Origin of the sequence: Niastella soli, from assembly GCF_017742245.1 — a bacterium.
Taxonomy (GTDB): Bacteria; Bacteroidota; Bacteroidia; order Chitinophagales; family Chitinophagaceae; genus Niastella; species Niastella soli.
On the sequence record NZ_JAGHKO010000006.1, the window covers coordinates 14,929 to 26,976 of the forward strand.

Annotated in this window: 8 protein-coding genes; 6 read left to right on the forward strand and 2 right to left on the reverse strand. The window is 46.5% G+C overall.

All coding sequences use genetic code 11. From position 1 onward, the window contains the following. The first annotated feature begins 9 nt into the window (after nt 1–9). From J7I42_RS23395 to J7I42_RS23410, 4 genes are all read left to right on the forward strand, one after another. Nucleotides 10–1,905: a RagB/SusD family nutrient uptake outer membrane protein gene (locus J7I42_RS23395; RefSeq protein ID WP_209141309.1), complete on the forward strand. Its 1,896-nt coding sequence runs from the start codon at nt 10–12 to the stop codon at nt 1,903–1,905. A 135-nt stretch (nt 1,906–2,040) separates the two neighbouring features. Then, nucleotides 2,041–2,739 (forward strand): DUF3823 domain-containing protein, encoded by a 699-nt coding sequence (locus J7I42_RS23400; protein WP_209141310.1) that lies wholly within the window; start codon nt 2,041–2,043, stop codon nt 2,737–2,739. A gap of 193 nt (nt 2,740–2,932) precedes the next feature. Next, nucleotides 2,933–4,780 (forward strand): glycoside hydrolase family 2 protein, encoded by a 1,848-nt coding sequence (locus tag J7I42_RS23405; protein WP_209141311.1) that lies wholly within the window; start codon nt 2,933–2,935, stop codon nt 4,778–4,780. Nucleotides 4,781–5,026: 246 nt separating this feature from the next. Beyond that, nucleotides 5,027–7,054: a beta-L-arabinofuranosidase domain-containing protein gene (locus tag J7I42_RS23410; RefSeq protein ID WP_209141312.1), complete on the forward strand. Its 2,028-nt coding sequence runs from the start codon at nt 5,027–5,029 to the stop codon at nt 7,052–7,054. A 296-nt stretch (nt 7,055–7,350) separates the two neighbouring features. Here the strand turns inward: J7I42_RS23410 and J7I42_RS23415 are convergent, their stop codons facing one another. Both J7I42_RS23415 and J7I42_RS23420 read right to left on the reverse strand, forming a co-directional pair. Next, nucleotides 7,351–9,108 carry an alpha-L-fucosidase gene (locus tag J7I42_RS23415; RefSeq protein WP_236065574.1) on the reverse strand — a complete coding sequence of 586 codons (1,758 nt, stop codon included), beginning with the start codon at nt 9,106–9,108 and terminating at the stop codon, nt 7,351–7,353. Nucleotides 9,109–9,351: 243 nt separating this feature from the next. Beyond that, a complete protein-coding gene (locus J7I42_RS23420; protein ID WP_209141314.1) occupies nt 9,352–9,756 on the reverse strand; it encodes a hypothetical protein in 405 nt (134 codons plus the stop codon). Nucleotides 9,757–10,141: 385 nt separating this feature from the next. On the opposite strand from J7I42_RS23420, the gene J7I42_RS23425 reads away from it, so the two are divergent. Further along, nucleotides 10,142–11,554: a polysaccharide lyase 6 family protein gene (locus tag J7I42_RS23425; RefSeq protein ID WP_209141315.1), complete on the forward strand. Its 1,413-nt coding sequence runs from the start codon at nt 10,142–10,144 to the stop codon at nt 11,552–11,554. A 119-nt stretch (nt 11,555–11,673) separates the two neighbouring features. Continuing rightward, the gene (locus tag J7I42_RS23430; protein ID WP_209141316.1) at nt 11,674–12,048 is read left to right on the forward strand and encodes a BlaI/MecI/CopY family transcriptional regulator; all 375 of its coding nucleotides are present in this window, start codon (nt 11,674–11,676) and stop codon (nt 12,046–12,048) included.

The following is a 12,048-nucleotide window of genomic DNA, read 5'->3' on the forward strand; positions in this document are numbered from 1 at the left end:
AAATTGACTATGAAAAAGATATCCCTCTTCATATTTAGTACCGCGCTGTTGTTAGCAGCCGGTTGTAAAAAAGACAGTGAATTTCTTGATGTTCAGCCCACTTCCATCCTTACCAACGAGCAGGCGTTCAGCGACCCCGCACAAGTGTTGTCTATCCTCGCCGATCTGTATAACCGACAGCTCGATTTCTCAGGCCTGGACAATGGCTGGTCGTCCTTTGCAGATTTTAGCGAAAGCTTTCCCTCCGAGAACGGCAGCGCTGGTATTGTGCAACGCAACGAATGGGGTTTTAACGAGTGGGGCACGTGGGACTATGGCTATATCCGCGATCTGAATTTATTCATTGAACGCGCAACGGCCGCAAAAGCATTATTCGATGTTGATAAGGCCCGCTTTCTGGCCGAAGCTCGTTTTCTTCGTGCTAACTATTACTTTGAAATGGTAAAACGGATGGGCGGAGTGCCTTTGATCACCCAGTCGCTTTTGTACGATTTTAGCGGTGACCCTACCTACCTGCAATATCCAAGGGCAAAGGAAAGTGAAGTGTATGATTTTGTGATCAGCGAAGCTGAAGCCATCAAGAACGACCTGCCGGTAAATGCCAATGAAAAAAGCCGCGCCACCAAAGCAGCGGCGCTGGCTATGGAATGCCGTGCGGCATTATATGCCGGTTCCATTGCCAAATATGGCGCCACCACTCCACAGGTAACCCTGTCAGGATTGGAAGTAAGCATTCCGGCCTCCATGGCTTCTGGCTATTATAACAAGGCCCTCAATGCTGCCAAAGAGATCATCAGCGGCAGTGCCGGTACCTATGCCTTATACAATAAGAAACCCGATCTGTCAGAGAACTTTGCCAGTATCTTTCTCGACAAAAGCAATAACGCCGAAAGTATTTGGGTAGAAGATTTCAAGCTGAAAAGTGGTAGGGTGAATGGTTTTACTGTTAGTACACAACCCCGCTATGGTGCCGAAGAAGAAGAGGGCGGCCGCATCAATCCCTCGCTGAACCTCGTAGAATCATTTGAAAAGCTGGATAACAGTTTTGCGCCCATTCCTACATCGGATGGTGCTGGCAACCCGCTTTACTACACTAATCTACTCGATATATTCGCCGGCCGGGATGCCCGGTTAGGGGGAACAGTTATACTGCCCGGTTCGGCTTTTAAAGGACGCCTGGTTGACATCTGGGCCGGTTACCAATTGGCAAACGGTACCATCGTCACCGGTGACGACCGCGGCGCTCAGAAAATATTACCGGGGCAATCCTCCTCTGTACAGGTGGTGGGTTTCGATGGACCAGTAAGCAATAAAGAGTTTACCGCCCAAACCGGTTTTTACTTACGCAAATATGTTGATCCCACACCAGGGGCTGGCTCACGCGGTACCAACAGCGAGATCCCGTTCATTCGTTATCGCTTTGCCGAAGTATTATTGAATGCGGCAGAAGCCGCCTTTGAATTGGGACAACCAGGTATAGCTGCTGGTTATATGAACCAGGTTCGTACCCGCGCAGGTTTCACCATTCCCTTAACAGCCGCTGATATGAGTTTCGATCGCATTGTACATGAGCGTCGCGTAGAACTGGCCTTTGAAGGACACATCTTATATGATATGAAACGCTGGCGACTGGCACATGTAGTGTGGGATGGTAATAAAATGACGGTAGCCGATCTGCTCAGTAACATCGGTACCGCAGCCAAACGCAGTACACAACCTTACGGATTATTGCCATACAAGTACTACGATCCGGCCAGTGCCAACAATGGCAAATGGCTGTACAAGGTTTCACTACCTGCGCTTGTCACCGGCGCCAATCGATTCCGTCTGGGTAATTATTACTCCTGGATCGATGATAATGTGCGGGCGAATAATCCGAAGATTGTTAAACAACCAAATCAATAAAAACGGGTAGACGGAAAATAGTGAGCGTGTAGTGGTTTTATGAATCTGAAGTATGAAGTAAGATGTAAGAAGTGCGCGAATTTCATACCTCCTACTTCTTACCTCGGGATTCTTGAAAAAGATAAATTAACAATTATGAAATCATACATCAATTATATCGCGTTGCTCCTAACAATAGCAACAGCATCTTGTAAAAAAGACAATTACGATCCCCCTACCAGCAAACTCACCGGTCGGGTGGTTTACAAAGGGGAAGCCATTGGCACAGAATACGACCAGGTACGGTTTGAATTATATCAGGATGGATTTGGAAAGACGGGCCCTATTGGTGCCACGTTTGCTCCAGATGGATCTTATTCCATGCTCCTGTTCAATGGCAATTACAAATTCATTATCCCCAATGGACAGGGACCATTTAAATGGAAACAAACAGCAGCAGGAGCACCCGATACCATGCTTATCACCATGCAGGGCAATCAACAACTGGATATAGACGTAACGCCCTATTATATGATCCGGAATCCACAGATGAACAAATCGGGTGGAAACATCTCGGGCACATTTAAAATAGAAAAGATCATCAGCGATGCTTCGGCCCGGGATGTGGAGAGTGTAAGTCTGTATATAAACAAGACAACTTTTGTGTCAGGCGCTAATAATGTGGCGGTGAAAACAGTGAATGGAAACGATATTACCGATCCGAATAACGTAAATTTAAGTGTAGCCGTGCCCACACTTACGCCGGCGCAGGGGTATGTGTATGCACGAATTGGGTTGAAGATAGCCGGGATGGAGGATAGGATCTTCTCGCCTGTGGTGAAAATAGACCTGTAAGGTCTGCCTTTTGAGCTTGCCTAACAAGGGAGATGAACAGACCTGACAGGTCGAATGCAAGCCACTTAAGAGTGCTGCATTCATTTGATTCAATTCACCAAGACCTGTCAGGTCCAAGACATCAGGATGATTGTGCAAGACCCAATGATGGACCTTACAGGTCTTGTTTAAATGATATAAAACAACTTAGTATATGAAGAGACCGCTTGCATTCTTCGCTGCCAGTATGATAACGATGGCTTCGTGTGCCCAGTCTCAATGGAAACCAGCTGGTGACCATATTATGAGTAGTTGGGCCGACAAAGTAGATCCGCAACAACCGTTGCCCGATTATCCGCGACCGCAACTGGTGCGCAGCACCTGGCTTAACCTGAACGGACAATGGCAATATTCAGTGTTACCTGCTGGTGAGCAAAACATCCCGACTGCTTATGCTGGTAAGATCCTGGTGCCCTTTGCTATCGAAAGCGCGCTCAGTGGCGTGGCCAAAACTGTAGGGAAAGACAGCGCCCTGTGGTACCAAAGAACAGTGACTATACCTGCCACTTTTAAAAACAAACGCGTGCTGCTGCACTTTGGTGCGGTAGACTGGCTGTGCGATGTATTTATAAATGGAAAGAGAGTAGGGACCCATCAGGGTGGCTACGATCCATTCTCTATAGATATTACTACTGCGCTGAACAAATCGGGCAATCAACAATTGGCCGTGCGGGTATGGGATCCAAGCGATGAAGGTCCGCAACCCCGGGGGAAACAGGTAAACAAACCCAATGGCATTTGGTATACGCCGGTGACCGGCATCTGGCAAACCGTTTGGCTGGAAGCCGTTCCTCAATCATATCTCAGGAGCATTAAACAAACGCCGGATATCGACAAAGGCATCGTTCGCGTTGCTGCCCAGGTAGAGAATGCACAACCCGGCGACCAGGTACTGATCGCTGCTTATAAAGGTTCAGAAAAGATCACCGAACAAACCACTACGCCCGGAACAGAAATTTCACTCGCAATACCCAATGCGGAATTTTGGTCGCCCAGCCATCCTTTTCTGTACGATCTGAAAGTATCGCTGGTGCAAAAAAATAAAAAGACCGATGATATCAGCAGTTATTTCGCCATGCGTAAGATCTCGGTAGGCACCGATAACAATGGCATCCAACGCATGTTGTTAAATAATGAATTTGTGTTTCAATACGGTCCGCTCGATCAGGGCTGGTGGCCCGATGGATTGTATACTGCTCCTACCGATGAGGCGCTGAAATACGACATCGAACAAACAAAGGCCATGGGTTTTAATATGATCCGCAAACACGTAAAGGTAGAACCCGCCCGCTGGTATAATTACTGCGATAAGCTGGGAATGCTGGTATGGCAGGACATGCCCAGTGGCGATTTAGGCAATCATTGGGAACCACGCCCTGGTGTATACGGACGCGCCAGTGATAAAGACCGCTCTACCGAATCAGAAAATAGCTACCGCAACGAATGGCGCGCTATTATGGACAAACTCTACAACTTCCCTTCTATTGTAGTATGGGTGCCTTTCAATGAAGGCTGGGGACAATTCAAAACAAAAGACATTGTACAGGTAACGCAGCAGCAGGACCCCTCGCGTCTGGTGAACAGCGCCAGCGGCGGTAATTTTGAACCGGTAGGGCATATCATCGATCTGCATAATTATCCCGAGCCGTTGATGCCCGATCCATCCCTGTTTGGCACGAAACAGGTGTTGGTATTAGGAGAATTTGGCGGCCTGGGCTTGCCGGTAGAAAATCATACCTGGCAGCAAAAAAACAACTGGGGTTATCAGAGTTTCAAGAACAACGATGAGTTGTTGAAACGCTATGAAGAATTTGTGGGCCGTATTCCCGCCCTCATCAAAGCCGGGTTGTCAGCCGCTGTGTATACGCAAACTACCGATGTAGAAGTAGAAACGAATGGCTTGATGACATACGACCGCAAGGTTACCAAAATACCGGTTGCTACGTTGAATAAAGTACATAGTAAGTTATATGAACCCACTTCGGTGGCTATGAAAAAGTGAATAGACAATGGGACGGGCAATCAATGTCGATTAGATAAGAAAAACGGAGAGCTAAATCCCCTCCATCGGAGGGGCCGCAGCGTGTAGCACATAAACACTGATGATAGGGGTGGGTATTTTTTGATGACGTCGAATGAAACTCATAAACCCACCCCCCACCCCTCCCAGGAGGGGATTTTAATAAACAAGCTTTAACTAAACGACATTGATTGCCTGCTGCTCTTTAGCCAGCTAAATAAAACCTCAATGAAACACTTCAAAATATTGCTCTTATTAATCAGTTGCTGGTTTACTATACAAGCACAGCAATCGAGACCTTCCTTTGCCATTAATCAAATAAACAGTTACTATGTAAGTAACAAACAACCATTACAACCTTCTCCTTTTATCAAACTACCTGTTCAAGCATTCAAGCCAAAGGGCTGGGTACTACATTTCCTGCAATTGCAACGCGATGGCCTTACCGGTCACCTGGGACAGATCAGCGCCTGGCTGGCCAAGACCGACAACGCGTGGCTTACAAAAGATGGAAAAGGCAAATGGGGCTGGGAAGAAGTGCCCTACTGGTTAAAAGGCTATGCGCACATCGGTTATCTGTTGCACGATCAGCAAATGATCAATGAAAGCAACTACTGGATCAATGCAGTGCTCACCAATCAGCGGCCCGATGGCGATTTCGGTCCGGTAGTATTGCGTAATGGCAAACGCGACCTGTGGACCAACATGCCTATGTTATGGTGTTTGCAGTCGTATTATGAATATGCCAATGACCCGCGGGTATTGACCTTCATGAGCAATTATTTCAAATGGGAAAATGCGTTGCCCGATAGTATGTTCCTGGAAGATTACTGGGAGAACAGTCGCGGTGGCGATAATATGTCCAGCGTATACTGGTTGTACAACCGCACCGGTGAAAACTGGTTGCTGGACTTTGCCACGAAGATTGACCGCAATACCGCCAACTGGCGTCAAAAAGACAATTTACCAAATTGGCACAATGTGAATGTGGCCCAAAGTTATCGGGAACCGGCCACCTATTACATGCAAAGTAATAACCGGGCCGATCTGGATGCCACGTACAACGATTTCAAGCTGGTGCGCGATCTTTATGGACAGGTACCTGGCGGACTGTTTGGCGCCGATGAAAATGCCCGCAAGGGGTACGATGATCCGCGACAGGCCGTGGAGACCTGTGGCATGGTTGAGCAAATGACCAGTGACCAAATGTTGTTACAATTTACAGGTGATGCCTTCTGGGCCGACAACTGCGAAGACGTTGCCTTTAATACTTTTCCTGCCGCTTTTATGCCCGACTATCGCAGTCTGCGGTATTTGACGGCGCCCAATATGATCGTGAGCGACAGCAAGAACCATGCACCGGGTATTGCCAATGAAGGCCCTTTTCTAATGATGAATCCTTTCAGTAGCCGTTGTTGCCAGCACAACCATTCGGCTGGTTGGGCTTATTATGCTGCCAATAGTTGGATGGCCACACCCGATAACGGACTGGCCGCGCAACTGTATGTGGCCGGCGACGTGACCGCCAAAGTAGGAGATGGGACCGATGTGACCTTGTCAACCGAAACACATTACCCTTTTGAAGATGGGATCAGTTTCACTGTGCAAACACTTCAAGCTGTACAATTTCCACTCTACCTGCGTATTCCCCGCTGGTGCACAAATGCGTCAATAAGCGTTAATGGCAAACGAATAGCGACGAAAACGACAGCCGGTACCTATGTACAGGTAAACAAAAAGTGGAAGAATGGCGATAAGATACAATTGACGTTACCGATGCAATTACAGTTACGTCAGTGGGAGCGGAACAAGAACAGTGTGAGTATCAATTACGGGCCACTCACTTTCTCCTTATTGATAAAAGAAGAATATAAAAAGCAGGACAGCAAAGCAACGGCCATCTGGGATTCCCGTTGGCAGGAGCATGCCGATGTATCGGCCTGGCCTTCCTATGAGATCTTTGCCGCCTCTCCCTGGAATTTTGGATTGCTGGTTGACCCGAGACAGTTGAGTAGATCATTCATCATAAAAAGGAAACCCTGGCCAAAAGACAACAATCCATTTACCAATACTACCGCGCCCATTGAACTGATCGCCACTGGTAAACAGATCCCCAACTGGACGGTAGATCAATATGGATTGTGTGCCGTTTTACCACAGAGCCCGGTTAGTATAAGTGGCCCATCTCAACAAATAAGGCTTGTTCCTATGGGCGGGGCGAGGTTACGAATAAGTTCATTTCCTGTAGTTAAGTAAAGACCTGTAAGAGCTTGTCCGCCTTTGGCGGATCCATCATCGGGTCTTGCAAAATCAGTGTGATGTTTTGGATCTGACATGTCGGTTAAAAAGCGAGCGACCTGTCAGGTCTGCCCATCAGCCTGGCCTGGCAAGATATTAAGGCAGACCTTACAGGTCGTTCCTATTTTTCGAAGACTATTTTAAATGCATCCCTCTTAGAATGGCGCTCCGACGAGTCGGAGTGCCGGCATAAAATAAAAAGGTGAGCCACTCTGAAAGAGTGACCCACCTTTCTTCTATAGGTGGACAAGCTCTTACAGGTCTATTTTAAACGCCACTGCAAATTTCCCATGCTCATTTGCCGGATACACAATCTGAAGTCCCTCCGCTTTCTGCTCCCATTTCAAAGGACTATTACTTCCTAACATACTCACTGATTTAATCTTCGTATCCGCCCCAAGTGATTGAATAGTTAACACTTCACCGGGTTTCGGCACCGTGAGACAATAAGCATACAAGGCGCCGTTCTTACCAACCGTAAAGCGAAAGTCTTTGGTCGAGAAAGTAAAGTCTGCATGGCGTTTACTGAGTTTGCCCCCAGGCAATGTTTTCAGTTTGGCTTCTTTTGTTTTACTATCGATGATCATTTCGCCCTCACCCAGTTTTTTCCAGGCGTGGCTGCCATAAATACCTTCTCCATTTATTTTCATCCAGGCGCCGATGTCTTTGAGCATGGCGGCGCTGCCGCTGTCCATAGCGCCATCGGGAGTAAGAGAAACACACAAGGTAAGGTTGCCATCGCGGCTCACATATTCTAAGAGGGCATGGATCACCATATTGGCATCGTAGTAAAACCCAGGTTCATAGAACCAGTCACCAACGGCCATGTCGGCCATCCAGAGCTGATCGCTTTTTATGTCTTTAGGGTAGGAACCCTCAAACGTTCTGCCGGCACCCCGGTTAACAGGCAGGAATTTTATTATGCTGACCTTATCGAAAGGTTTGTCCTTTCGGGCCATGGCCTTGTTATAGAAATCAGCCACTACGCGGGCACCCGCATCACATTTATAACCTGAACCGCTTTTAGCGCCGCTGAAAGGTTGGGTGCTGTTGCCATCGGTATAAATAAAATCAGGGTCGTAATGGTCCACCACATCTTCCATTCGCATAGCCCATTGGGTGGCATACCAGTGTGCGTAGTTCAGGTTGTTGCCAAAGATGCCCTGGTAGCCATGCGCGATCTCCCAGATCTTAAATGGTTTTCCATTGGTGTCAACAGTGTTGTAATGCAGGGGGATTGTATACAGCCGTTTGGGGTCCAGACCCTGCCACCATTTACCTTTACCATCGGCCAGGGTCAGCTTGCCATCATAGGGTACTCCCGCTTTAGCACCGCTGCTGTCGCTTCCAAAGGCGGTTTGATACCACCACCAGGTATATTCATGGTGAAAGGCCACCCCAAAACGCATCTTATGTTTGGTCAGTTCCGCTTTCCATTTAGCCAGGAAGTCTATTTTAGGGCCCACCTTTACCGAATTCCAGGGTTGATACTGCGAATTCCACAAGTCGTAATTGTCGTGGTGAACACCCACCACCAGTGCATAACGAAAACCGGCATCATAATAAGCCTGCACCAATTTCGCCGGGTCCCATTTCGAAGGGTTCCATTGATGTAATACCTCCTTATAACCAGATTCACTGGGATGACCATACGCTTTCACATGATTTTTATAAGCTGGCAGATCGGGTTCATACAGACGTCGTGCGTACCAATCGCCACTTTTGCCAGCGGCTTGCGGTCCCCAATGGATGAAGATGCCGAATTTGGCATCGCGCCACCAGGCAGGTTCACCCGGATAATTTTTATCTATAGAACTCCAGGTAGGTTCAAAAGGACCGGTAGCCATGGGGAAGTCCATTTTTACTTCCGGGAAATCGGCCGGGTTCACAATAAATCCCAACTGTTTATCTTCAGTAACCGGCATTGGCGGTAGAACATAAAGTTTCTTTTGTGCGAAGCCGGTTTGCATCAACAGGAGTAATGAACTAAAAAGGAAAGTGGGAACACGCATCACAATGGCACATTTAAATCGTTAAACAGATGCAGGAAATTACGGATGGAAGCTATAGGGATAATCCTGTACCGTCCTGTTAGTAGACCTGTAAGGTCCATCATTTTAGCTTGAACAATTATTAGGTTAAATTGGACCTGACAGGTCGCCTCGCTTTATTAATCCGACCTGTCAGGATCGCATCATCATTCTAATTATTCAGAACCCAATGGCGAACCTTACAGGTCTTCTTTCTTGACCGAATTATTCAATTGCAATTAAATTAAGCATAGTGTCATTTGCGTTTAGATTATGCTGTTTTAATAATTCTTCTTTATTGCCAAAAAAATCCAGAATGAAATTTCTGGTCAAAGCAGTGGGCTTTTCAGTAAAAAAAATTTGGAAAGAAGAAAATTTCCATGATTTCCAATCAATCGTATAACCATGATGTAGCGGGTTCCGATGAATATACCAAGTTGTCCAGGCAAGTTGATGATCATCTTCAATAAGTTTCCTTTTAAATGGTCGAATGAACAAGGAACCTTTTCTTTTATATTCTTTATTATGCCATTTCGAAAAACTGTTAGCAGAATCTGACATAGCCTTTGAAAAATCATCACCTGCAGTATCAAATTTAAGTCTAAGAAGTAAATGATAATGATTAGGCAATAGGCAATATTAGTATAGCTCACAAAATGGCAGCACGTATTTTTTAAAAAGTTCTATCCACTTATAATGATCTTCTTCCTTTATAAAAAGATTTTCATTTCCTGTAGCCCGATTGAATACGTGATAAATGCAGCCTGGCACTAATGGTTGGATATTTGATGACATTATTAAATATATTAAAATATTTAATGCGATAGTGTCATTCCCGGATTTGACCTGTCAGGAGCGCGTAAACTCACCGAAAGTACAGGCTCAAATGGCGCACCTTACAGGTCAATCCCCCCCCGCCAAAATAGCTCAATCCTTAGTAAAAACCCCTATAACCAGGTTAATTACACAATATTATATTTGCCAAAACTGTTATAATACGGGTAAAATATCCTGCATGAAAAATATTGTACGTACGCTTTCAGCTTGTATCTTTTTAATGACGGCCAGCGCTCCAACTAAAGCTGGCACTATCGTAATAAAAACCATTGGGCATTTACAAAAAGCAGTCAATGAAGCCAAACCAGGCGACACCTTGCTGGTACAGAATGGACTGTATGCAACCAGCAATCCCCTTACCATTTCAAGGGAGGGAACAAAAGAGCAACCCATTGTAATTATGGCCCAAACGACCGGACAGGCAGAGATAACCGGCGCAGGCGGATTCGCTATTATGAGTCCTTCCAAATATATTGTGATCAGTGGATTTAAATTCACGCATGGTGCCAAGACAGCCCGTACGGGTACTGGTACCAGCTTTTGCCGCTGGACACACAACATTTTTGAGAACGAAGGAGAAGGGGAGGAACTGACCATTGCCGGCAGCGATCACCAGATCGATTACAATACTTTCCAAAATAAGAATTCCATGGGCCGTTTCCTGGCCATCCGCGGCGAAGGCAGCCAGATTGCCGAGCGCTTATGGATCCACCATAACTATTTCTACAATTTTGCCAGCCAGGGTGGAAAGAATGGCGCTGAAGCATTTCAGTTTGGACTAAGCGGATTCAGCATGTCTAAAAGCAACAGCATTGTAGAATATAACCTGTTTGAAGAATGTGAAGGCGAGAATGAGTTGATCTCGGTAAAAGCATCGGCTGTGACGCTGCGCTATAATACCATCCGCAATTGTAAAGCACAGTTCACGCTGCGTCATGGTAACTTTTGCCAGGTGTATGGTAACTATTTTCACAATACCCCCGGACTGCGCATCTTTGGGGATGATCATATAATTTATAGCAACTACTTTGAGACATGCGCTAAAGGAATTGAGATAGGCAATGGCGATGGCGAAGTAGCAGAAGGTGCGCAACTGACCTGTCACGACCGGCCCGACCGCGTGCTGATCGCATTCAATACCATCATCAGTTGCAAGAGCAGCAGTATTTCTATGAGCACTCGTGAGAAAGGATTAGGCGCTACAGCTATCACGGTTGCCCGCAATATCATCAGAGGCGGTGGACCCGCAACCACTATTACCGGCCCTTATGTAAATCCGGTATGGGAAGGCAATATTGTATTCAATGCGGAGAGCAAAGGCGATATGCCGGATGGCACGTTCACTACTACCGATCCTAAACTGGGCCGTAGTACTTATCCAACCATCCATTTACTGGCTGGCAGTCCGGCCATTGATGCCGTACCAGCGCCCAAAGGAAAGAAAGCAGTAAATCCATATGCGGCCATTACCACTGACATGGATGGCCAGCCGAGAACGGCCCCACTCGATGCTGGCGCCGATGAAGTAAGCACAGCACCCGCAACAGCCCGGATCCTCGATCCCAAGGATGTAGGTGTGGATGCGAAATAAGAAAAGCTGATAATTAAAATAGGTAGTCCCTCCGATGCATCGGGGGGATTTTTTTTATGGAAAAAAGATTTGGCCAATCTACTATAATTGTAGTAGATTGCATTAAAATATAGTAGACGATGGAAGAATTAACCAAAGCCCAGGAGGAGATCCTGCTGGTGTTATGGGACATACAGGAAGGTGCCGTAGCTGATGTAGTAGAGAAATTACCTGAGCCCAAACCCGCGTACACCACGGTAGCCACTGTGATAAAGGTGCTGGAGAAAAAGGGGTATGTGGGGCACAAGAAGTTTGGCAATATACATGTGTATTATCCGGTGGTGACAAAAAAAGCCTATGCAAAACATGTATTGAAAGATGCGTACAAAGGGCTTTTCAATAATTCCCTTAACCAGCTGGTATCCTTCTTTGTAAAAGAAAAGGACGTGCCGGTAAGTGAGCTGGAAGAATTGAAAAAGCTGATAGACCAGGAGATCAAAAAACAAAAATCATGA

Excerpts from the sequence above, each read along its gene's own strand:
- J7I42_RS23395 (WP_209141309.1), top strand. The coding sequence starts at position 10 with ATGAAAAAGATATCCCTCTTCATATTTAGTACCGCGCTGTTGTTAGCA.
- J7I42_RS23400 (WP_209141310.1), top strand. The coding sequence starts at position 2,041 with ATGAAATCATACATCAATTATATCGCGTTGCTCCTAACAATAGCAACA.
- J7I42_RS23405 (WP_209141311.1), top strand. The coding sequence starts at position 2,933 with ATGAAGAGACCGCTTGCATTCTTCGCTGCCAGTATGATAACGATGGCT.
- J7I42_RS23410 (WP_209141312.1), top strand. The coding sequence starts at position 5,027 with ATGAAACACTTCAAAATATTGCTCTTATTAATCAGTTGCTGGTTTACT.
- J7I42_RS23415 (WP_236065574.1), bottom strand. The coding sequence starts at position 9,108 with ATGCGTGTTCCCACTTTCCTTTTTAGTTCATTACTCCTGTTGATGCAA.
- J7I42_RS23425 (WP_209141315.1), top strand. The coding sequence starts at position 10,142 with ATGAAAAATATTGTACGTACGCTTTCAGCTTGTATCTTTTTAATGACG.
- J7I42_RS23430 (WP_209141316.1), top strand. The coding sequence starts at position 11,674 with ATGGAAGAATTAACCAAAGCCCAGGAGGAGATCCTGCTGGTGTTATGG.